The sequence below is a fragment of the Bosea sp. Tri-49 genome (assembly GCF_003952665.1).
In the GTDB taxonomy this organism is placed as follows: Bacteria; Pseudomonadota; Alphaproteobacteria; order Rhizobiales; family Beijerinckiaceae; genus Allobosea.
Genome location: NZ_CP017946.1, coordinates 4,493,002 through 4,514,335, shown reverse-complemented (window position 1 = coordinate 4,514,335; position 21,334 = coordinate 4,493,002). Strand labels below are relative to the sequence as shown.

Here is a 21,334-nt window from a genome sequence, read left to right as displayed (position 1 = left end):
GCGCTAGAGAATCACAACTTTGTTGGGCAGCTCGTCAACGTCGTCGGCCGCCGGCGGGGCATGAGCGGCGAGCACAGCGCCGACATCGCGTACCGCCGCGATCAGCCCTTCGCGCAGAGCGTCCTGCGCCGCCGCGGCGAGCAGAGGCTCGACGATTTTCTGCCAGGCCTCGCCATCGACCTTGGCCGTGATGCCCGCGTCAGCGACGACTTCGGCATAGCGTTCCTGCACGGCGATATAGAGCAGGACACCGGTGCGACCGCGCGTCAGCGTCAACCCGCGCGCCGTGAACTCGCGCAGCGCCGTCTCATGTGCCTGCCGCCGCTTGACGAAGCCGGGTACGAAGCGCCCGCCGCGCCCGTACCAGAGCAGGGTCGCAAGTAGCAGCGCCGCCGCGATCAGCTGGGTCAGGAAGATGCTCGCCGCGCTCAGCGTCGTCAGCAGCAGGAACGGCCAGGGCACGAACAGGGAGAGCGCCAGCGCCAGCACGAGCGGCACCGCGACATAGCTTCCGGCGGCGCGATCGACGACCACGACGATCTCGCCGGAGGTCTGCCGCTCGGCCTCTCGCACGGCCTCGGCGATGGCGTCGCGGTCGTCGGAATCCAGCATCTCACCAATCTCCCGAAGCGCCGCCGCCACCGGACGAGCCGCCACCGCCCGAGAATCCGCCCGAGCTCGATCCGGAACCCCAGCCGCCGGAGGAGGAGCCGCCGCTCCAACCCGAGCCACCGGACGGCGGCAGGACGATCCAGCGCCCGTCCCGCGTCCGATGCGAGCGCGAGCCACCGGAGGAGCGACCGAGTTCCTGCATGAAACTCACGATCAGGATGAACACCACGATCATGACGAAAATCACCGCGGCGGTCTCGACCCACGACGATTCGTCGCTGCGGATCTGCGCGCGCCGCTGCCATTCCTCGGCATCGCCAGTCAGGATCGACAGGATCGCATCGACACCGCCCTCGATGCCGCCGGCAAAATCGCCGTTCTTGAACTTGGGCGCGACCGCGGTGGTGATGATCACCTTGGAGAGCGCGTCTGTCAGCGCGCCTTCCAGCCCATAGCCGACCTCGATGCGCACCTTGCGCTCGTTCGGCGCGACCAGCAGCAGCACGCCGTTGTTCTTGGCCTTGTCGCCGAGCTTCCAGGCCCGGAACAACCCGTTGGCGAAATCCTCGATCGGGTAGCTCTGCAGCGAGGGCAGCGTCGCGACCACGACCTGGTCGCTGGTCTTCTCCTCATGCGCCTTCAGCTTCCGCTCGATCCGGGCGAAGGCCTCGGCGTTGAGTAGGCTCGAATTGTCGACGATGCGGCCGGTCAACGCCGGATAAGTCGGCTCGGCTGCGATGGCGAGGAATGGGAAGACGAGGAGGAAGAGTAGAACGGCGAGCCGGTTGAACAGTGTCATGCTCGGGCTTGACCCGAGCATCTCATGATCGAGATTCTCGGGTCTGCGCTTCGCTCCGCCCGAGAATGACGGTACGTCAGTAGTCGCGGCGAGCGAGGTCACGCAAAATCACACAGTTCAGAACTTCACCGCGGGTGGCCGCTCCGCTCCTGCCGTCGCCGAGAAGCTTTCCATCGGCTTGGCGCCCCAGAACAACTTCGCCCAGATCACGCCCGGAAAGGTCCGGATCTCCGTATTGAAGGCCTGTACCGTCTGGATGTAATCGCGCCTTGCCACCGCGACCCGGTTCTCGGTGCCTTCGAGCTGCGACTGCAGCGCCAGGAAGTTCTGGTTCGACTTGAGCTCGGGATAGCGCTCCACCGTCACCAAAAGCCGCCCGAGCGCGCCGCTAAGCTGGTTCTGCGCGTCCTGGTATTCCTTGAACTTGGCGGGGTCGGTGATCGTGGAGGCGTCGACCTTGACCTGCGTCGCCTTGGCGCGCGCCTCGATCACCTGGGTCAGGACCTCGCGCTCCTGCTGGGCATAGCCCTTCACCGTCTCGACCAGGTTGGGGATCAGGTCGGCGCGGCGCTGGTACTGGTTCTGCACCTCGCCCCAGGCCGCCTTGGCCTTCTCCTCAAGCGTCGGCACGTTGTTATAGCCGCAGCCTGCCAGCACGAGGCCGAACAGCCCGACCAGCAGCATGACGAAGGGCCGGCGGAAGGCCGAAGACTGCGCGAGCACCATGACGAACCCCTTCGGCTTGGCAGAAGAAACTTGGCAGGACAAATCAGGCTTCGACCATAGCCGCACCGCGAGACAGATCAAACCAACGCCACAAGCATGGCGCGCAGGCCGGCAAGCACGCTAGTCTCGCAGCCAATGAAGAGGAGTGGATCATGCCGCTGACATTGCCCGCATTCCGCGCCCGCTCGATCCTGGCCCTCAGCCTTTGGCTCGCCGCCGCAACAGCAGCCCCGGCCCAGACCACTGCTCCCGCCCCGGAAGCCGCGACCGGCCGTACCGCCAAGACGCTCGGCACGGCGCAGCGCTACATGGCCGCCGCCGCCAATCCGCTCGCCGCTGCGGCCGGGCGCGAGATTCTGCGCGCCGGCGGCAGCGCGACCGATGCCGCGATCGCGATCCAGCTCGTGCTCAACCTGGTCGAGCCGCAGAGTTCCGGCATCGGCGGCGGCGCCTTCTTCGTCTATTGGGACGAGGCCGGCCGCCAGCTGACCACGCTCGACGGACGCGAGACCGCGCCGAAGGCGGCAAAGCCCGAGCGCTTCCTCGGCGCCGACGGCAAGCCGATGAAGTTCGTGGAAGCCGTGGTCGGCGGCCGTTCGGTCGGCGTGCCCGGCACGGTCCGCCTGCTCGAAGAAGCGCACAAGCGCTGGGGCAAGCTGCCCTGGGCCGAGGTCTTCGCCCCGGCGATCAAGCTGGCCGAGGACGGCTTTGCGATCTCGCCGCGCCTCAACGGCCTGCTCGCGCTGGAGAAGAATCTCGGCAAGGACGCCCGCGCCGCCACCTATTTCTACGAGACCGACGGCAAGCCGAAACCGGTCGGCACCATCCTTAAGAACCCTGCTTTTGCGTCCACCTTGCGCGCCATCGCCGGGCGCGGCGCGGACGCCTTCTATGAGGGCGAGATCGCGCAGGACATCGTCGCGACCGTGACTGGTCACAAGGACAATCCCGGCGACATCACGCTCGCCGACCTATCCGCCTACAAGGTCGAGGAGCGCGCGCCGGTCTGTGGCCGCTATCGCGTCTATACGCTCTGCGGCATGGGCCCGCCCAGCTCGGGCGCCATCGCCGTCCAGCAGATCCTCGGCATGCTCGAAACCAGTGACATTGCCCGCCTCGGCCCCGGCGCCGAGGCAGCGCACTGGTTCACCGAGGCCAACAAGCTCGCCTTCGCCGACCGGGCGCTCTATCTCGGCGATCCAGCCTTCGTCAGCGTGCCGACCCTCGGCCTGATCGACGAGGATTATATCCGCGAGCGGGCCAGGCTGATCAGCCCTGACAAGGCGATGGGTAAGGCCAGCGCCGGCAACCCGCCGAACAAGCGCGCCTTCCTGCTCGCGCCGTCGGAGGGCATCGAGAACGGCACCAGCCATATCTCGGTGGTCGACAGCCAGGGCAACGCCGTCTCGATGACCACGACGATCGAGGACGGCTTCGGCTCGCGCCTGATGACCAAGGGCGGCTTCCTGCTCAACAACGAACTGACCGATTTCTCCTTCGCGCCAAGCGAGGACGGCAAGCCGGTCGCCAACCGGGTCGAGCCCGGCAAGCGGCCGCGCTCGTCGATGGCGCCGACCATCGTCTTCGACGCCTTCGGCCGGCTCTACGCCGTCACGGGCTCGCCGGGCGGCAGCCAGATCATCGGCTATGTCGCCAAGACGCTGGTCGCCCTGCTCGACTGGAAGATGGACCCGCAGCGGGCCGTCGACCTCGCCAATTTCGGCAACCGCAACGGCCCGACCGAGCTTGAGAAGAGTAGCGAGGCCGAAGCCTGGAAGGCCGCGCTCGAAGCGAAGGGCCATGAGGTCCGCCTCATCGACATGACCTCGGGCATCCAGGCGATCGTCAAGACACCGGAAGGCTATCTCGGCGGCGCGGACGGAAGGCGCGAGGGCGTCGCGATCGGCGACTGATAGCTGTCATTCTCGGGCGAAGCGAAGCGCAGACCCGAGAATCTCATGACTAATATGCGATGATCAGAGCCTCATCCGGCGTGAGATGCTCGGGTCAAGCCCGAGCATGACGTACAAGGTCAGGCCCGCTGTGGCGGCGTCCTCGACTCCCCACCAGCCCCTCGCCCGGCGATTACCCAATAGACGAAGCCAGTCGCGGCGCCGACCAGGAAGAGCGCCGCCACGACCTGCAGCTCCCTGGCGCTCGGCGTCCGCGCCATGCCGAGCATGGCGAGCGGCAGCAGCGCTGCCAGCAAACCTGTGAGCCCGCTCTGGATCAGCCCGCTGCGCAGACGGAACAGCTCGGATGCGATCGCGACCAGCACCACCGGCAGCACCAGGATGGCGAAGCCGAGCCGGCCGAGCAGGGAAAAGGCCGCGGCGGCGGTCGGACCGGGATCGAAGCCGCGCTCGGCCTGGTCGAACAGTGCCGCGAGCAGGCGCTCGAAGCCGCCGCCGATCAGCAGGCCGAGATCGGGCGAGGCGACGCCGGCAACCATCAGCGCAACCAAACCGGTGCCGATCGCAAACAGCAGCGCAAAGGGGATCAGCAACAGCCAGCGCAGCATGTCAATGCGAGGCCGCCGCGGTGTCGGCCTCGCCCTGATCCAGCATCAACCGGGCCCGGGCCGAGAGCTTCTCGGTCTCGCTCTTGAGCTGGCCGCAAGCGGCGAGGATGTCGCGGCCGCGCGGCGTGCGCACCGGCGAGGCATAGCCGGCCTTGAACACAATCTCGGAGAACCGCTCGATCCGCTCCCAGTCCGAGCACTCATAGCGCGTGCCGGGCCAGGGATTGAACGGGATCAGGTTGATCTTGGCCGGAATGCCCTTGAGCAGGCGGACCAGCTCGCGCGCCTCGGCGTCCGAGTCGTTGACGCCCTTCAGCATCACGTACTCGAAGGTGATTCGCTTGGCGTTCGACAGGCCCGGATAGTTCCGGCAGGCCTCGAGCAGGTCCTTGATCGGGTACTTCTTGTTGAGCGGCACCAGCTCGTTGCGCAGCTCGTCGCGCACCGCGTGCAGCGAGATCGCCAGCATCGTGCCCATCTCCGCGCCCAGCGCCTCGATCTGCGGTACCACGCCCGAGGTCGAGACGGTGATACGCCGGCGGCCGAGCGACAGCCCTTCATTGTCGGAGATCACGCCGATCGCGTCGCGCACCCCGTCGAAATTGTAGAGCGGCTCGCCCATGCCCATGAAGACGATGTTCGAGACGAAGCGCCCGCCATCATTGGGCACAAAGGCGCCATCGGGCGCGGCGCGGTTCGGAAAATCGCCGAGCCGCTCGCGCGCCACCATCAGCTGCGTGACGATCTCCTCGGTCGTCAGGTTGCGCACCAGCCGCTGCGTGCCGGTATGGCAGAAGGTGCAGGTCAGCGTGCAGCCGACCTGGCTGGAGACGCAGAGCGTGCCGCGGTCGACCTCGGGAATGTAGACGCATTCGATCTCGGCGCCGCGGTCGCGCGGGCTGGTCGGGGCCATGCGCAGCAGCCATTTGCGGGTGCCGTCGGTCGAGACCTGCTCGGCGGTGACCTCGGGCAGGTCGAGCGTGAAATGCTCGGCGAGCTGCGCGCGCAGGCCCTTGCCGATCGTCGTCATCTCCTGGAAGTCGCGGACGCCGTAATGGTAGATCCAGTTCCAGAGCTGGCCGACGCGCATGCGCCGCTCCTTCTCGGGAACACCGATCTCGGCCAGCGCCTCGGCGAGGCCGGCGCGCGTGCGCCCGGCCAACGAAGGCCGCCGCATAACAGGTTCAGCCGCCGGGAGGGCGGCTTCAGCAACAGAGAGATTCATCGGAACTCGGCTCGCAACGGGCGATCCCGCCCGGAATTGGCCGCCTCATAGCACGAGAGCGGCCCATTGCGAAATCGCCTTACTTGCAGGCGTCCTCGGCCCGCTTGACGATCTGCGAGATGCCGGCGAGCGAATACTTGTCGCTGGTCGGGTTGCCGCGCTTCGAGGTGCCCTTGATCTCAAGCCCGGCGCCCTTGCGCAGCGCATCGAGCATGCGGCCTTCCTCGGCCGGGTTCTTCAGCCAGACATTCTGGCCCTTGGCGATCAGCGCGAAGCGGTCATTGCCGATAATCGCCTGATGCTCGACATCTTCCTTGAGGTCGAAATTCATTACGAGGCTGATCTCATTGCGCACGCCCTCGCCCGGGCGGCTGGAGATGAACAGCAGGCCCTCGACATCCTTGAGATTGGCGGGGATACGAGTTTCGGCCTTCGACAGCGCGTAGCAGATCTTGGAGCGGCCCTGCTGCGAGGAGAAGGCCTGCCATTTGCCGGCCGTTTCGAGCAGGAGCGCCTGGCCCTGTCCGCCGGCCGCGGCGGTCTTCGCCGGCTGCGGCTTACTGGCGGGGGCGCGCTGTGCCTGCGCTTGTGCCGGAGCGCCCGCAAAGGTCAGGGCCGCCAGGCCGAGCAAGGCAGCGGCCTGGAACGAAAGGCGGGCGGAGGAGAGAGCCGAAATGCGAATCATGGATCGCCACTAACCAACAAAAATCTTAACGCCGAATGGAGAATGCGCGGGATCGGCAATCCAGATTGACGCAACGCGCCGGATAGAATGTCACGATCCTGGCGAAAATGCGAACGTCTGCTGCAGCTGCGCCGGACGGACGACGCCTTCTCCTTCAATAGTTTAGGTCGAGCGCACATCCGGTTCCGTTCGGCTTCCAGCTGTGCCAGCCTTGTGCGGCCGCGAAGGAACCGAGCGGACGAGGGATGGAGGATCAATGAAGGCGCTGCTGTGCGAGGCCCTCGGGCCGGCCGAGACCCTGGTGATCCGCGACCTGCCCGAACCGAAGCCCGGAGCCGGCGAGATCGCGATCCAGGTCCGCGCCGCTGCGCTCAACTTCTTCGACACTCTGGTGATCCAGGGCCGCTACCAGGTGAAGCCGCCGCTACCCTTCTCACCCTCGGCCGAATGCGCCGGCGTGGTCAGCGCCGTCGGCGACGGCGTCACCGGCTGGCGGGTCGGCGAGCGCGTCGCCGCCTGGCTCGGCCATGGCGCGGCCCGCGAAATCGTTGTGGTTCCCGCCGAGGCCGCCATCCGGATTCCCGACAAGCTGAGCGACCATCAGGCCGCCGGCCTCTTCGTCACCTATGGCACGGCGTTGCACGGGCTGATCCAGCGCGCCGATATCAAGCCGGGCGAGACGCTCGCTATCCTCGGCGCCGCCGGCGGTGCTGGTCTGGCCGCCGTCGAGATCGGCGCCCTGCTCGGGGCCCGCGTGATCGCCTGCGCCTCCTCGCCGGAGAAGCTGGCGCTTGCCCGTGAACATGGTGCGACGGACGGGATTGATTATGCCGCCGACGACCTCCGGGCGGGACTGCGGCGCCTGGCGCCCAACGGGCTGGATGCGCTCTACGATACCGTCGGCGGCGAGCTCGCCGAGCCGGCGCTGCGCTCGATGGCTTGGGGCGGGCGCTATCTCGTCGTCGGCTTCGCCGGCGGCGATATCCCGAAGATCCCGCTCAACCTGCTGCTGCTGAAGGGCTGCGACCTGCGCGGCGTGTTCTGGGGCGATTTCGTCAGGCGCGACCCCGCCGGCCACCGCGCGAATATGGAGCGCCTGCTCGCCTGGGCCGCGGCCGGGAAGATCCGCGCCCATGTCCACGCCGCCTTCCCGCTGGAACAGGCGGCCAAGGCGTTGGCACTGATCGCCGGGCGCAAGGTCCAGGGCAAGGTCGTGCTGGTGCCCTGACCGATCAGAGATCGGTCAGCATCTCCTTGGCCCTCTGGCGGTGCTGCGGCGTGATCGAGCCGGCCACGGCAGCGAGCGCGGCTGCGATCACCGCGGCATCGTCGGTGAAGCCGAGCAACGGCATCACGTCGGGCAGGGCATCGAGCGGCAGCACAAAATAGCCGAGCGCCGCCAGCAGCGTCAGCTTGACCCGCCGTGGCGTCGCCGGATCGCGCGCGCAGACCCAGGCGGCGAGCAGGTCCTCGGCGAAGGGAATGCGCTTCGCCACCCGCTTCAGCCGGCCGATGAACTCGGACCCGAAACGCGCCTCGTCACGCAGGCTCTTGCGGATCGCCGCCATCTCCTCGCGCGTGAAACTCTGTCCGAAACCGAAGCTGTCGCTCATCCGTCCTCTCCCTTGGCGTGCCAAGTCTAGCCCGCCGTCGACGCAAAAATGTGGCCCCGCATGGAAGGCTGCACAAGGGATCGACTCAGAATCGCACGCGCAAACTGCTTGGATGACGAGCATCGCCCCTCTAAAGCCGGTTCAGCACTGTCAAAAGCTCGGGGAACGCCATGAAACTCGACTCCTCCCTCGCCGCCATCGTCACCGGCGGCGCCTCCGGCCTCGGCGAAGGCACGGCCCGCATGCTCGCCAGCCATGGCGTCAAGGTCGCCCTGTTCGATCTCAATGCCGAGCGCGGCGAAGAGGTCGCCAAGGAGATCGGCGGGCTGTTCTGCCCCTGCGATGTCACCAGTGAGCAGTCGGTCGACACGGCCCTGGAGAAAGCACGCGCCGCCCATGGCGTCGCCCGGATCGTCGTCAACTGCGCCGGCATCGCGCCGGGCCGCCGCGTCGTCTCGAAGAAGCGCGACACCGGCGAGCTCGTCGCCCATGACCTCGCCACCTTCGAGAAGGCGGTCGCGATCAACCTGACAGGTACTTTCCGCGTCATCGCCAAATCGGCGGTCGCGCTCGCCGCGCTCGATCCGGTCACCGAGGATGGCGGCCGCGGCGTCTTCGTCTGCACGGCCTCCGTCGCCGCCGAGGACGGCCAGATCGGCCAGGCCGCCTATGCCGCCTCGAAAGCCGGCGTGGTCGGCTTGACGCTGCCGGTCGCCCGCGATCTCGCCGGCGTCGGCATCCGCGTGGTCACGATCATGCCCGGCCTGTTCGAGACACCGATGTTCGCCGGCCTGCCCGACGACGCCCGCGCCTCGCTCGCCATCTCGGTGCCGCACCCCTCGCGCCTCGGCCGGGCGTCGGAATATGCCGCGCTGGTCAGGAGCATCGTCGAGAATGACATGTTGAACGGCACCGCGATCCGCCTCGACGGCGCCATCCGCCTCGCGCCGAAGTAGGCTTCAGCCGAACTTCACCAGGTTCAGCACCGGCAGCGGCCCGCCCGGGAACTGGGCAAGGCGCGCGCCGACCGCGAGCGCGCCGAGATCGATGCCGAAGAAGCCGAGGCGGTCGATCAGGCCCGCAACCTCGGCCTTCGCCGCCGCGTCGTCGCCCGAAAGGAACAGTACGCGCGAGCCGCCTTCGGCGCGCGGATCACTTTCGAGCAACTTCGCCAGCAGATGGTTGAAGGCCTTGACCAGGCGGGCGCCGGGCACCAGCCCTGCGACGATCTCGCTCGAGGTGCGGCCATTGAGTTCGGCCGGCTTGAACAATGGCGCCTCGATCGGATTGTTGGCGTCGATCACGATCCGGCCGTTCCAATCCGGTAATCCGGCGAGTGCCACCGGCAGCTTCGACCAGTTCACGGCAACGAGCACGATGTCGGCGGACGCCGCCTGCTCGCGCGTTCCGGCCGTGATCACCGGGCCGAGTTCGCGCACCAGGCCGGCGAGCGAGTCCGGTCCGCGGCTGTTGGCGATGGTTGCCGGGATGCCCGCTTTGGCGAGCGCCCGGGCGAAGGCGGTGCCGATCTGGCCGGCGCCAATGATACCGATGCTGGACATGGGATTAGTTCCTTTCGGTTTGGGGTCTGGATGGCAGAGGTTCAGTTCGCCGCGCCGAGCTGGCGCAGCAGGCCGGCGGCGTCACCGACGCCCCAATGGTCGGTGATCCGCCCGTCGCGGACGCGCATGATGTCGATCACCTCGAAGCGGGTTTCGCGACCGGTCGGCGCAATGCCGAGGAACTCGCCGCGATGCGTGCCGAGATAGGTCTTGTGGGTGGTGACCAGATCGCCCTCGGCGATCTGGCTGTGAATCACCGCGCGCCAGTCGGGAAAGGCGCGGCGGAAGCCCTGGTAGATCGCGCGGGTGCCGTCGCGGTTCGGGGGGACGTCGCCAAAGGGCGTGCGATCGACATAATCCGGCGCGAAGAGCTGCTCGAACAGGGCGAAATCACCATCGCGCTGCACGCCCTCGATCAGCCGGCGCACCACCAGCTTGTTGGCTTCGAGACGATCGACCTCCGGGCTCTGGCCGATGGCCGGGCCGAGGCCCGACAGGGCAACCGCCGCGGAAGTGGCAGCGCCGAGCAGCATGCTGCGGCGGGTCGGGATGAGCGATGCGAAGTCCATGACCCTCTCCTTCAGGAGCTTCAGCCCCGAAGCGGTGCTGACGGGACTGGATATCGCCCATTCACTCCCTCGCGATTAGCCAGTAATGATTGGAATCATTTTCAAGCTTTGATTGAAGGTGGTTATGGAATCGCTCGCCAACCTCGAGGCCTTCGCCCGCAGTGCCGAGACCGGCAGCTTTTCGGAGGCCGCGCGCCGACTCGGGCTGACGCCGGCAGCGGTCAGCCGCAACGTCGCGATGCTCGAGCGCAATCTCGGCGTCAGGCTGTTCCAGCGCTCGACCCGTAAGCTCACTCTGACAGAGGCCGGCGAGAGTTTCCGGGAGGCCATATCCGGCAATCTGGAAGGGTTGCAGGCGGCGATCGCCGGGATTTCGTCAGCAGGCGGCGAGCCAGCCGGCGTGCTGAAGGTCTCGCTCAGCCCGACCTTCGGCACGAGCTATATCCTGCCGCTCCTGCCGTCTTTCCTTGCGCGCTATCCCCGAGTCAGGCCGGAATGGCACTTCGAGAACCGGCCGGTCGATCTCGTCGCCGAAGGCTATGACGCCGCGATCGGCGCCGGCTTCGAGCTAGCTCCGGGCCTCGTCACCCGCGCCTTGGCACCGGCCCATATCATCGCCGTCGCAGCGCCCGCCTATCTCGCAGGACGGCCACTGCCGATCGACCCATCGGGGCTCTCGGCCTTGGACGGCATCGTCATGCGCGCGAGCCGCACGGGCCGGGTCCGTCATTGGACGATGCGCGACGCGGCCGGAACGGAGATGGCCGCGACGCTGCCCGAAACGATCGTGCTCAATGATCCGGCGGCGATGCGCGAGGCGGCGCTGCTCGGGCTCGGCGTCGCCTTGCTCACCGTGCCCGACGTGTTGCCGCATCTGGAGAGCGGCGCCCTGATCCGGCTGATACCGCGCTGGTATGCCGATGCTGGCGCGATCTCGCTCTATTATTCGGGGCGGGCCTTGCTGCCGGCCAAGACCCGCGCCTTCATCGACCACGTGACCGAGGCGTTCCGCCGCGAGCAGCTGGCGCAGCGCTTCGCCGGCAGCCTCGGTTAGCGCAATCTCGCCTTGGCGAAATCGATGAAGACCCTGAGTTTCGGCAAAACCTGGTGGCGCGAGGGGAAATACAGGAAGAAGCCCGGCGTCTGCGGGCAGAACGGCTCGAGCACCCGTTCGAGCAGGCCACGCTGGCAAAGCGGCTCGGCGACGGGGTCGAGCATATAGGCGAGACCCAATCCCATCACCGCAGCTGAAATCATCACATTGGCCTCGTTGGCGATGATCGGCCCGTCGACGGCGAGCGAAAATTCGCGCCCGCCCTCCTCGAACTCCCAATGATAGAGACTGCGGTCGCTCTGGCGGAAATTGATGCAGGCGTGCCGCTTCAGCTCTTCTGGGCACTGCGGCCGGCCATGCCGGGCGAAATAGTCGGGTGAGCCGACCACGGCGAGCCGAAACGGCGCGCTCAACGGCACCGCCACCATGTCGGCCTCGACCAATTCGCCGATGCGGATGCCAGCGTCGAAACCCTCCGTGACGATGTTGGCGAAACTGTCGTCGACATGGATCTCGACCTGGACCTCCGGATAGCTTGCGCAGAACTCGGCTAGGATCGGCTCGATCAGGATCGGTAGCGCCACGCGCGGCACATTGAGCCGCAGCAGGCCGCTCGGCTTGTCCCCGAGGCTTGCCGCTTCCCGGAATGCCGAAAGGATGTCGTCGACCGCCGGCCGCGCCCGCTCCAGGAAGCGCCGCCCGGCCTCGGTCGGTGCGACATCGCGTGTCGTGCGTGCCAGCAGCGCGACACCGGCACGCTGCTCCAGCGCCTTCACACTCTGGCTGACGGCCGAGGGCGTGACGCCGAGTGAAGCCGCCGCCGCCGTGAAGGAGCGTTTCTCCGCCACGGTCAGCAGGGCCACGAGCCCGTCGAGGTCGCCACGTCGCATTATGCAGCAGTACTGAAAGATACGTTCAGAATATAGCCGATTATCACTGAAATGGTTGGCAATTAGGGTTCCCGCATCGGCCAGCACCGTTCGCAGGAGACCCCCATGACCGACCGACCCGACGACCGCCGCGCCTTCATCCGCACCGCCATGGCCGCCGGCCTCGGCGTCGGCCTGATCGCGACCGCCCGCGCCCAGCCGGCTCCGTCCGGCACTTTTGCCGGCAAGGTCGTGCTGATCACCGGCGCGACTTCTGGCATCGGTCGCATCACGGCCGAACTCTTCGCAGCGCAAGGCGCCAAGGTCGCCTTCTGCGGCCGGCGCGAGGCGCTCGGTCGCGAGGTCGAGGCCGGCATCCGCGCCAAGGGCGGCGACGCCTTCTATGTCCGGGCCGATGTCCGCGACGAGGCGCAGGTGAAGGCCTTCGTCGACGCCACGGTCGCGCGCTACGGCCGGCTCGACATCGCTTTCAACAATGCCGGCATCGACAAGCCGCCGGCCCCGATCGCAGCGACCGACACAGGCGAATTCGACGAGCTGATCTCGACCAATCTGCGCGGCGTCTTCCTCGGCATGAAGCATGAGCTGCCGCATCTGGTCGCCAGCCGCGGCGCCATCGTCAACATGGCCTCGATCGGCGGCCGTCATTCGCTGCCGAACATCGTCGGCTACGGCGCCTCCAAGGCGGCCGTGATGCACATGACCCGCTCAGCAGCGCAGGAATACGGGCTGAACGTCCGCGTCAACGCGATCGCGCCCGGCCCGATCGAGACTGCCATGCTGGAGCGCGTGCGCCATGACTGGAAGGTGACGAACGAGCAGCTCGCCTCGGCCTATCCGGCCAGGCGCATCGGCCGGCCCGAGGAGGTCGCCGAGCTCGTGCTCTGGCTGTCGAGCCCGGCAGCGTCCTATGTCAACGGCCAGATCGTCGGTGTCGACGGCGGTGGCTTCGCCTGAGAGGATCTATTCCGCCGCCTCGGTGCGCTTGATCTCGTGCTTCAGGATCAATGGCGTCTGGGCGAGGGCGAAGATCATGGTCAGCGGCATCACGCCCCAGACCTTGAACGCGACCCAGAAATCCTGGGTCTGCGTGCGCCAGACCCCCTCGTTCAGCACCGCGAGCACGAAGAAGAACAGACCCCAGCGCAGGGTCAGCTTGCGCCAGCCCTCCTCGTCGAGCTGCAGCACGCTGTCGAGCACCAGTGCGAGCAGAGAGCGGCCGAAATAGAGCCCGCCGAGCAGGATGCAGCCGAACAGCGTGTTCACGATCGTCGGCTTGACCTTGATGAAGAAAGCGTCGTCGAGCGCGAGCGTCAGCCCGCCGAAGACGGTGACCACGACGGCGTTGACGATCGCCATGCGCGGCAGGTGGTTCATCACGATCTTCGACAGCAGCAGCGAAAGCAGCGAAGCTGCGATGAAGATGCCGGTCGCGACGAAGATGCGCCGGTCCTCGGCGACGCCGAACCAGCGATCGCCATAGGAATTGACGAAGAAGAAGATCGCCAGCGGCCCGAATTCGAGCGCCAGCTTGAGCAGCGGATTGATCGGCTTTGCCGTTTCCGTCGTGCTCGCCGCCGTTTCGCTCATGCCGCTTCTCCCAATCCTGCCACCGCACGGGCGAAATCGCGCGCCGAGAACGGTTCGAGGTCGTCGACGCTCTCGCCGACGCCGATGAAATGCACGGGCAGGCCGAACTGCGCCGCCAAGGCCACGAGGATGCCGCCACGCGCCGTGCCGTCTAGCTTGGTCATCACCAGGCCGGTGACACCGGCGGTCTCGCGGAAGGCCTCGACCTGGCTGACCGCGTTCTGGCCGACCGTGGCGTCGAGCACGAGCAGCGCCGTATGCGGCGCTTCTGCATCGAGCTTGCGGATCACGCGCACCACCTTGGCCAGTTCGTCCATCAGCCCCGTCTTGTTCTGCAGTCGCCCAGCCGTGTCGATCAGCAGCACGTCGGTGCCATTGGCCTTGGCCTTCTGCAAGGCCTCGAAAGCGAGCCCGGCCGCATCAGCGCCCTGCTGGCCAGCGATCACTTCGGCTCCGGTGCGCTCGCCCCAGACCTTGAGCTGCTCGATCGCCGCGGCGCGGAACGTGTCGCCAGCCGCCAGCATCACCGACTTGCCCTCGGCCCGGAACTTGGCCGCGAGCTTGCCGATCGTCGTCGTCTTGCCCGAGCCATTGACCCCCACCATCAGGATCACGAACGGCTTTTTGGTGGCGTCGATCGCAAGCGGCATGGCGACCGGCATCAGGATCGCCTCGACCTCGCGCGCCAGGATCGCCTTCACCTCATCCGGCTCGATCTGCTTGTCATAGCGACCGTCTCCGACCGCCCTGGCGATCCGGGCCGAGGTCGCAAGGCCGAGATCGGCCTGGATCAGGATGTCCTCGAGATCCTCCAGCGTCGCCGCATCGAGCTTGCGCTTGGTGAAGAGGTCGCTGATGCCGGTGGTCAGCGCCGAGGAGGTCCGCGACAGGCCATCCCGCAACCGGCGCCACCAGCTGCGCTTCGGCTGCACCGGCTCCGGCACCGCGATCGGCAACGGCGCTTCCTCGCCGAGCAGGATTTCGGGCGCGATCGGCGCCTGCGGCTCTGCTTCCGGCACGATGTCGGCCACGGGCTCGACCGGCGGCTCGGGGAGAGGAGCGGGTGCCGGAGCAGGCGGCTGCGTCTCAGCCGGCTGGTCCAGCCCGAACAGCTTCGAGAAGAAGCCGCGTTTCTTCGGTTCGGTCTCGCTCATCACCCGTCCTGCCGCAATGCGCGGCAACGCTTCAGTTGCATGGCCTCGCAGCCTTGTTTAGCGCAATGCCATGACCACGCCCGAGCGACCAGCCCTTTCGCAGGATGATCCGCCCTTCGCGCTGCTCCATCGCGACGCGATGATGCTCGTCATCGACAAGCCCGCGGGGCTTCCGGTGCATCGCGGCCCGGCGGCGAAAGGCCGCATCATCCCGGTGCTGACCGATTATCTCGATGCCCTGCGCTTCGGTCTGCCGCGACGCCCGGAGGCCGCGCACCGGCTCGACAAGGACACGTCGGGCTGCCTCGTGCTCGGCCGGCACCCGCGCGCCATGGCCCAGCTCAACCAGCTTTTCCGCGACGGGCGCATCGAAAAGACCTATTGGGCGGTAGTCGAAGGCGATCCCGCCGAGGACCAGGGCCTGATCGACCTGCCCTTGGCCAGGCGCTCGCCCGAGCGCGGCTGGTGGATGAAGCCGGATCCGGCGGGCCTGCCCTCGCAGACACGCTACCGCGTGCTCGGCCGCGGTCGCTTCGATGGCTCGGCCGTCGCCTGGCTGGCGCTCGAGCCGCTCACCGGCCGCACCCACCAATTGCGCGTCCACTGTGCCGCCAGCTTCGGGCCGATTCACGGTGACGAAATCTACGGAACAGCGCCTCGCGACACCGGGCCGGGCTTGCACCTGCATGCGCAGAGTGTCGCGATCCCGCTCAACCCGAAGCGCGAGCCGGTGAAGGTTACGGCTCCGCCGCCACCGCATATGCACGCAGCGCTCGCGGCCTGTGGCTGGCCTGACGGCGATAAGCTTTCCTAAACCCTAACGCCGCGCCGACGTGCGACAAGACCTCGTCAACCATTCCCTAAGGCGTTCCTGCTATCCCCGGTTGCAGAGACTGCGGGGCTTTTCATGCTGGACAAGGTGGCGAGAACGGGGGAGGCGCGCGATGCGCTCCTGACCTTCGCGCAGGCGCGGGCCGACATCGCCGCGGAGCCCCAGACGAACGCCGCACTCGCCACGCTGCTGAGCTGGGTCGAGAGCTATCTGATGCGCGAGCATCCCGATCTCGGCCGCACCGGCGCTGTCTGTCCCTTCACCCGCCAAGCGGCACGCATCGACACCGCGCGCCTTGCGATCTGCACTGCCGGCCCGGGCGAGGAGGAGCGTGCCTTCACGCTGATCCGCAGCTGTTTCGGAGCGCTCGACGCCATTGCCTGCAAGCCGGGCATGGCGCATTTCCGCACAGTCATCATTGGCTTTCCCGGCTGCACCGACGAGCGCGGCATCGCGATGTTGCAACGCGTCCAGAAGCGGCACAAAGTCTATTCCCTGGCCCGTGGTCGCATGATCGGGCTGATGCATGAAACCTCCGAGGCGCCGGGGTTGTGGAACCATGACTTCCGGCCCTTGCGGGCGCCGCTGCCGGTGCTCGCCATCCGCCACATGGTCGAGCATGACGCACCCTTCGCTGCCCGCCATCCACTCCTGCTCGTGCCCTATCTCGCGAAGTTCCGTATGGCAGGTGGGAAGCGCCTGATCGACCATCTTCGCGGCCAGGGTTGAGCATGCGCGCCAGACCCGTGCGTACGGATGCCGACAGACCGCTCTCGCCTGATGGCAGGGCAGCCGCCGGCTTTAGCGTCGAAATTCTGACCGGACGCGATGCCTTCCTGGCCCTGAAGCCGGAATGGGACGCACTCTTCGCCCGCGCCGGCCTGCCGCATCAGCTTTTCCAACGCCACGCCTTCCTGCGGCATTGGTGCGACCACTACCTTGTTGCCGATGATCGCCTTTGCCTTGTCATCGGTCGCGAGGCCGGGCGCCTGGTCATGCTCTGGCCGTTGGAACGCCGGCACCGCCTCGGCCTCGTACTGGTACGCTTGATGGGAGCGCCAGTCGCGCAATTCGGTGATGTCCTGATTGAGGCCGACCCGCGGCGCGAACACTGGCTGGAGCGCGGCTGGGAGGCGCTGCGCCGGCGCGGTGTCGATCTGGTCGAGCTGCGCCTCGTGCGGGACGACGGGGCGCTCGGCCACTGCAACCGACTTGGTCTGACTACTCCTGTGGTGAGCCAGGAGGCGCCGTTCGCCGATCTGGCCTTGCGCGTGGCACCAGACGGACCGAGCCTTGCCTATCCCGGGCGCGACCGTTCCGGCTACCGCCGTCGCCTGCGCCGCCTCGCGGAGCGCGGCGAAATCGCCTTCATCAGCATCGCGCCAGGCAGGGAAGCGCGCGCTTTGGCCGAACAGGCCGTCGCGATGAAACGGGAATCGCTCGTCCAACACGGCGTCATCGCACCCACAGTGGCGGATCCGCGTTTCGCTCGCTTCTTTGCGGAACTCGCTGCCGACCTGGATGACGAAGCGGGCCTGCGCCTCTCCGTCGTCAGCTGCAGCGGCCGTCCGATCGGGATCGACCTGTCATTCGATTGCAAGGGACGCAGTTTCGGCCACGTCATCGCCAGCGATCCGGGTTTCGAGCGGGAAGGTCTGGGCCGCGTGCTGGTTCACCACGCCTTCGCCAGCGCCAGGGCACGCGGCAGCTCGATCTTCGACCTGCTGGCCCCCGCCGACCCCTACAAGCAAGAACACGCCGACGGGGCGGTGCCGGTGCGCGATTTCACCGTGCCGCTGAGCTGGCGCGGACAGCTCGCCTGTGATTTCGCCCTGCCGCATCTGCGCCCGACGCTGAAGGCAATCGCCAAGCGACTGCCTCCAAGCTGGGTCAGGCGCTTCGCTGGTCCAGGCTAGCTCGCCATCGCATCCATGGCGCGTGCCAGCCTGACGTCGAGCTCGGTCAAGCCGCCGGCATCATGCGTCGATAGCGTCACCTCGACCGTCTTGTAGACATTCGACCATTCCGGATGATGGTCGAGTTTCTCGGCGAGCAGCGCCACCCGGCTCATCCAGCCGAACGCCTCGTTGAAGTCGCGGAAGACGAAGCGCTTGCTCATCGCCTCGCGGCCCTCGACCAGCCTCCAGCCTGTGAGGACCGACAACGCCTCCTTGCGAGCCTCTGGACTCAAGCGTTTCGGCCGGTCGTGTCCCAATGTCACCTCCGCTGCGAAATCGCGCCGAGCGGGCGATTCGGATAGTGCAGACCGAGCGGATAGGCCGCCTCGAGCACATAGGGCCCACCGCCAATCGAATCGCGCGAGGACATCAGCGCGAACCGACGTGCCGTGAAGCTCATCGGGCGTACGATCGGATGCGTGGCGAGATAGTGCGCGACCTCGGCCGGCGAGGCATCGCGCAGCCGCGCCAGCGTCACATGCGGGATGAACTTGCGCGATTCGGGCGGCAGCCCGAGCCGGCGCATCAAACGTTCCAGCTCGGCCTGCAGCTCGTTCAGCTTCTGCGAGGGCTGGACCTTGGCAAAGACAGCGCGCGGCCGGTCGCCACCGAAGCTGCCGAGCTGATCGAGCGTGATCGACAGTGGCTCGCTGCCGACATCATTGAGAAAGCTGTCGACGTCATGGGCCGTGCGCCGGTCGACATCACCGAGGAAGCGCAAGGTGATGTGGTAGTCGGCGGGCTCGATCCAGCGGGCGCCGACCAATCCACCGCGATGCAGCGTCAGGCTCGAGGCGACCTCAGCGGGAACTTCCAGGGCGGTAAATAGCCGGGGCATGGCGAATCAGTGCCAGTGATTTGTGACTCTGGCGAGACGCGAGCGTCGCACCATGCATCGCTGCCGACAAGCCAGCTCTGCTTCCCGCTCATGGGCAAGGGTTGCCGACCCGCTGGTGGATCGCATCGATCTTCGCCTCGAGCTCGGGTGAGATCGCGACTGAGGCCGAACCAATCGCCGTCCTGAGATGCTCCATGCTGGTCGCGCCGATGATGTTCGCGGTGAGGAAACAGCGCGAGGTTACGAAGGCCTGTGCCATTTGCACGGGATCGAGCCCAGCCTCGTCGGCGAGCGCGATATAGGCCTTGATTGCCAATTCTGCGCCGGCGGTCTGGTAGCGCTGGCCGCGATCGAACAGCGTGGTGCGCGCGCCGGCCGGCCGGGCGCCGTCGAGATACTTGCCGGAGAGGTAGCCCTGGGCGAGCGGGGAGTAGGCCAGCAAGCCGACCTGCTCGCGCATGGCGATCTCGGCCAGCGCCGTCTCGAAGGTACGATTCAGCAGGTTGTAGGCATTCTGGATCGACTGCACGCGCGGGCGATCATTTCCATTCGCTTCGGCGAGGAAGTTCATCGTGCCCCAGGCGCTCTCGTTCGAAAGGCCGAGATGGCGGATCTTGCCGGTCTTGACGATGTCAGCGAAGGCGTCGAGCTGCTCGGCGATCGGCGTCTCGTCCTCAGCCTGCGTGAACGCCCCCTGATTGAAACGCGTCGGGTTCGAGCCCCAGGCCATCGGCCGATCGGGGAAATGGATCTGGTAGAGATCGATATAGTCGGTCTGCAGCCGCTGCAGGCTCTTGTCGACGGCCTCCTCGATCTGCTTGCGATTGACGCGGCTCGGGCCCTTGTCGTCGCGGAACCAGTCATTGGCCGAGCGACCAACCACCTTGGAGGCCAGGATCACCTTGTCGCGATTGCCGCGCGCCTTGAACCAGGTGCCGATAATCCGCTCGGTCGAGCCCTGCGTCTCGGCCGTCGGCGGAATCGAATAGAGCTCGGCTGTATCGAAGAAATTCACGCCCTGGTCGAGCGCATAATCCATCTGCTCATGGCCCTCGGCTTCCGTGTTCTGCTGGCCCCAGGTCATCGTACCCAGGCAGATCGCCGAGACCTTGAGGTCGGTGCGGCCGAGACGGCGGTATTCCATGGCGAAAGGCTCCGACGGCGGACGCACCGGACATGCGCCGCGCATAACTGGGGTGATGGCAGGATGCGCCCTGGCTCAGGAGCGCGGGCGCAGGGAGGCGAGGAACCGCTCAACCGTCGGCAGGATGCGCTGCGCGATGACGCGCACGCCCTCAGCCTTCGGATGCAGCATGTCGGGCTGGTTCAATACCCGGTCCCCGGCGATCCCGTCCAGAAAGAAGGGATAGAGAATGAGCCCGTGCTTCTCGGCGAGTTTCGGATAGATCGCATCGAAACGGGCGACATAATCCGGACCATTGCTGCGCGGCGCGTACATGCCAGCGAGCAGGACCGGAATGCCGCGCGCCTTGAGCCCGGTCACGATTGCGTCAAGCGACCTCTCGGTCAGCGCCGGATCGACCCCGCGCAGGGCATCATTGGCGCCAAGCTCGAGGATGACACCATCGGTTCCATCAGGCACCGACCAGTCGAGCCGCTCCAGCCCGCCTTGCGAGGTGTCGCCGGAGACGCCGGCATTGGCGATCTCGACCGATATCCCCTTGTCGCGCAGCATCTTCTCCAGCACCGTCGGAAAGGCGGCACTGCCCGGCAGGTTGTAGCCGGCAGTCAGGCTGTCGCCGAACGCGACCAGCTTGAGGGGCTTGGTCTGGGCGAAGGCAGAGCTATTCATCAAAAGAGAACCCAGACTGGCGAAGACGAGCAGCATCACCACCCAAAAACGCGGCGACAGCTGGATTCGGGCAGCTAAGCGCCCATATCGGTTGGCGGCGCGACGCATGGCGGTTCTGGTCCCTTCGGCTCGGAATGACAGTCGAAGCGGCGGCATCGGATGGGATGAAAGCGGAAACATGGCGGTGAGCGAAGGAACCCCGGCGGTGATCGAACTGAGCGACGTCGAGCTCAGTCTGGGGCGCGGCGCCGCCCGCGTCCATATCCTCAAGGGCGTTTCGCTGGCGATCCCGCAAGGGCAGGCCACCGGTCTCGTCGGCCCGTCCGGCTCCGGCAAATCGACGCTGCTGATGACCATGGCCGGGCTGGAGCGGCCCGATTCCGGGCTGGTGAAGGTTGCCGGCCAGGATCTCGGCGCGCTCGGCGAGGACGCGCTCGCCATCTTCCGCGGCCGCCATATCGGCATCGTCTTCCAGTCCTTCCACCTCGTGCCGACCATGACGGCGCGCGAGAACGTCGCGCTGCCGCTCGAACTCGCCGGCGTCGAGGATGCCTTCGAGCGTGCAGCCGCCGAATTGCGCAATGTCGGCCTGGGCGAGCGCATGGACCATTACCCGGCCCAGCTCTCCGGTGGCGAGCAGCAGCGCGTCGCCATCGCCCGCGCGGTCGCGCCCGACCCGGCGATCCTCGTCGCCGACGAACCGACCGGCAATCTCGACGAGGGCACCGGCCGCTCGATCGTCGACCTGCTCTTCGCGCTCCGGCGCGAGCGCGGCGCCACCCTCGTACTGGTCACCCACGATCTCTCGCTCGCTGCCACTTGCGACCGCACCGTGCGTCTGCGGGCCGGCCGCATCGAGACCGAGGCCGGAACCGAGGCGCTGGCGATCTGAC

At 67.0% G+C, this 21,334-nt stretch carries 25 protein-coding genes; 9 read left to right on the top strand and 16 right to left on the bottom strand.

The annotated features are described in order from the left end of the window. Positions 1-3: 3 nt before the first annotated feature. From BLM15_RS21840 to BLM15_RS21830, 3 genes are all read right to left on the bottom strand, one after another. Positions 4-612, bottom strand: a complete 609-nt coding sequence (locus tag BLM15_RS21840; RefSeq protein ID WP_126114735.1) for a TPM domain-containing protein — start codon at positions 610-612, stop codon at positions 4-6. Position 613: 1 nt separating this feature from the next. Further along, on the bottom strand, positions 614-1,411 hold the full coding sequence (locus tag BLM15_RS21835; RefSeq protein ID WP_236846375.1) for a TPM domain-containing protein: 798 nt from the start codon (positions 1,409-1,411) through the stop codon (positions 614-616). 117 nt (positions 1,412-1,528) lie between these two features. Beyond that, positions 1,529-2,095, bottom strand: coding sequence for a LemA family protein (locus BLM15_RS21830; RefSeq protein WP_236846791.1), 567 nt, complete (start codon positions 2,093-2,095; stop codon positions 1,529-1,531). A gap of 194 nt (positions 2,096-2,289) precedes the next feature. On the opposite strand from BLM15_RS21830, the gene ggt reads away from it, so the two are divergent. Then, positions 2,290-4,050 carry a gamma-glutamyltransferase gene (gene ggt, locus BLM15_RS21825; protein WP_206438552.1) on the top strand — a complete coding sequence of 587 codons (1,761 nt, stop codon included), beginning with the start codon at positions 2,290-2,292 and terminating at the stop codon, positions 4,048-4,050. A gap of 119 nt (positions 4,051-4,169) precedes the next feature. On the opposite strand, the gene BLM15_RS21820 is transcribed toward ggt, so the two are convergent. The 3 genes from BLM15_RS21820 to BLM15_RS21810 all read right to left on the bottom strand — a co-directional run bounded on the left by BLM15_RS21820 (position 4,170) and on the right by BLM15_RS21810 (position 6,568). Further along, entirely contained in the window at positions 4,170-4,658 is a 489-nt protein-coding gene (locus BLM15_RS21820; protein WP_126114732.1) for a hypothetical protein, read from the bottom strand. Between the two features lies 1 nt (position 4,659). Beyond that, positions 4,660-5,883 (bottom strand): dual-specificity RNA methyltransferase RlmN, encoded by a 1,224-nt coding sequence (rlmN, locus tag BLM15_RS21815; protein WP_126114731.1) that lies wholly within the window; start codon positions 5,881-5,883, stop codon positions 4,660-4,662. Positions 5,884-5,962: 79 nt separating this feature from the next. Next, positions 5,963-6,568: a hypothetical protein gene (locus BLM15_RS21810; RefSeq protein ID WP_126114730.1), complete on the bottom strand. Its 606-nt coding sequence runs from the start codon at positions 6,566-6,568 to the stop codon at positions 5,963-5,965. 256 nt (positions 6,569-6,824) lie between these two features. On the opposite strand from BLM15_RS21810, the gene BLM15_RS21805 reads away from it, so the two are divergent. Further along, positions 6,825-7,796 carry an NADPH:quinone oxidoreductase family protein gene (locus tag BLM15_RS21805; RefSeq protein ID WP_126114729.1) on the top strand — a complete coding sequence of 324 codons (972 nt, stop codon included), beginning with the start codon at positions 6,825-6,827 and terminating at the stop codon, positions 7,794-7,796. Positions 7,797-7,800: 4 nt separating this feature from the next. Here BLM15_RS21805 and BLM15_RS21800 read toward each other — a convergent pair whose 3' ends face one another. Further along, entirely contained in the window at positions 7,801-8,181 is a 381-nt protein-coding gene (locus BLM15_RS21800) for a YkvA family protein (protein WP_236846374.1), read from the bottom strand. Positions 8,182-8,351: 170 nt separating this feature from the next. Between BLM15_RS21800 and BLM15_RS21795 the strand changes: the two genes are divergently transcribed. Then, on the top strand, positions 8,352-9,137 hold the full coding sequence (locus BLM15_RS21795) for an SDR family NAD(P)-dependent oxidoreductase (RefSeq protein ID WP_126114728.1): 786 nt from the start codon (positions 8,352-8,354) through the stop codon (positions 9,135-9,137). Positions 9,138-9,140: 3 nt separating this feature from the next. Here the strand turns inward: BLM15_RS21795 and BLM15_RS21790 are convergent, their stop codons facing one another. Beyond that, entirely contained in the window at positions 9,141-9,743 is a 603-nt protein-coding gene (locus tag BLM15_RS21790) for an NADPH-dependent F420 reductase (protein ID WP_126114727.1), read from the bottom strand. A gap of 41 nt (positions 9,744-9,784) precedes the next feature. Next, the gene (locus BLM15_RS21785) at positions 9,785-10,312 is read right to left on the bottom strand and encodes an ester cyclase (RefSeq protein ID WP_126114726.1); all 528 of its coding nucleotides are present in this window, start codon (positions 10,310-10,312) and stop codon (positions 9,785-9,787) included. 124 nt (positions 10,313-10,436) lie between these two features. Between BLM15_RS21785 and BLM15_RS21780 the strand changes: the two genes are divergently transcribed. Beyond that, complete coding sequence (locus tag BLM15_RS21780) at positions 10,437-11,366, top strand: LysR family transcriptional regulator (RefSeq protein WP_126114725.1); 930 nt, start codon at positions 10,437-10,439, stop codon at positions 11,364-11,366. Here the strand turns inward: BLM15_RS21780 and BLM15_RS21775 are convergent. Continuing rightward, positions 11,363-12,256, bottom strand: coding sequence for a LysR family transcriptional regulator (locus BLM15_RS21775; protein ID WP_126114724.1), 894 nt, complete (start codon positions 12,254-12,256; stop codon positions 11,363-11,365). The two genes, BLM15_RS21780 and BLM15_RS21775, sit on opposite strands and share 4 nt — an antisense overlap. Before the next feature lie 105 nt (positions 12,257-12,361). Between BLM15_RS21775 and BLM15_RS21770 the strand changes: the two genes are divergently transcribed. Continuing rightward, a complete protein-coding gene (locus BLM15_RS21770) occupies positions 12,362-13,213 on the top strand; it encodes an SDR family NAD(P)-dependent oxidoreductase (RefSeq protein WP_126114723.1) in 852 nt (283 codons plus the stop codon). A 6-nt stretch (positions 13,214-13,219) separates the two neighbouring features. Here BLM15_RS21770 and BLM15_RS21765 read toward each other — a convergent pair whose 3' ends face one another. Both BLM15_RS21765 and ftsY read right to left on the bottom strand, forming a co-directional pair. Next, positions 13,220-13,846, bottom strand: coding sequence for a septation protein A (locus BLM15_RS21765; RefSeq protein ID WP_126114722.1), 627 nt, complete (start codon positions 13,844-13,846; stop codon positions 13,220-13,222). Further along, the gene (gene ftsY / locus BLM15_RS21760; RefSeq protein WP_126114721.1) at positions 13,843-15,000 is read right to left on the bottom strand and encodes a signal recognition particle-docking protein FtsY; all 1,158 of its coding nucleotides are present in this window, start codon (positions 14,998-15,000) and stop codon (positions 13,843-13,845) included. Before ftsY ends, BLM15_RS21765 begins: the two co-directional genes overlap by 4 nt. A 70-nt stretch (positions 15,001-15,070) precedes the next feature. Here ftsY and BLM15_RS21755 point away from each other — a divergent pair, with 70 nt between their 5' ends. The 3 genes from BLM15_RS21755 (at position 15,071) to BLM15_RS21745 (ending at position 17,748) form a co-directional block, all read left to right on the top strand. After that, entirely contained in the window at positions 15,071-15,814 is a 744-nt protein-coding gene (locus BLM15_RS21755; RefSeq protein WP_126114720.1) for an RluA family pseudouridine synthase, read from the top strand. A 93-nt stretch (positions 15,815-15,907) separates the two neighbouring features. Next, positions 15,908-16,561, top strand: coding sequence for a DUF6875 domain-containing protein (locus tag BLM15_RS21750; RefSeq protein WP_126114719.1), 654 nt, complete (start codon positions 15,908-15,910; stop codon positions 16,559-16,561). Positions 16,562-16,563: 2 nt separating this feature from the next. Beyond that, positions 16,564-17,748: a GNAT family N-acetyltransferase gene (locus tag BLM15_RS21745; protein ID WP_126114718.1), complete on the top strand. Its 1,185-nt coding sequence runs from the start codon at positions 16,564-16,566 to the stop codon at positions 17,746-17,748. Here the strand turns inward: BLM15_RS21745 and BLM15_RS21740 are convergent. From BLM15_RS21740 to BLM15_RS21725, 4 genes are all read right to left on the bottom strand, one after another. Beyond that, the gene (locus tag BLM15_RS21740) at positions 17,745-18,047 is read right to left on the bottom strand and encodes a 4a-hydroxytetrahydrobiopterin dehydratase (RefSeq protein ID WP_126114717.1); all 303 of its coding nucleotides are present in this window, start codon (positions 18,045-18,047) and stop codon (positions 17,745-17,747) included. The genes BLM15_RS21745 and BLM15_RS21740 overlap by 4 nt on opposite strands. A 2-nt stretch (positions 18,048-18,049) precedes the next feature. Further along, on the bottom strand, positions 18,050-18,628 hold the full coding sequence (gene thpR, locus BLM15_RS21735; RefSeq protein ID WP_126114716.1) for an RNA 2',3'-cyclic phosphodiesterase: 579 nt from the start codon (positions 18,626-18,628) through the stop codon (positions 18,050-18,052). Between the two features lie 88 nt (positions 18,629-18,716). Continuing rightward, positions 18,717-19,772: an aldo/keto reductase gene (locus tag BLM15_RS21730; protein WP_126114715.1), complete on the bottom strand. Its 1,056-nt coding sequence runs from the start codon at positions 19,770-19,772 to the stop codon at positions 18,717-18,719. A gap of 75 nt (positions 19,773-19,847) precedes the next feature. Next, positions 19,848-20,441 (bottom strand): arylesterase, encoded by a 594-nt coding sequence (locus BLM15_RS21725; RefSeq protein WP_236846373.1) that lies wholly within the window; start codon positions 20,439-20,441, stop codon positions 19,848-19,850. A 184-nt stretch (positions 20,442-20,625) separates the two neighbouring features. Between BLM15_RS21725 and BLM15_RS21720 the strand changes: the two genes are divergently transcribed. Then, a complete protein-coding gene (locus BLM15_RS21720) occupies positions 20,626-21,333 on the top strand; it encodes an ABC transporter ATP-binding protein (RefSeq protein ID WP_236846372.1) in 708 nt (235 codons plus the stop codon). Position 21,334 lies beyond the last annotated feature (1 nt).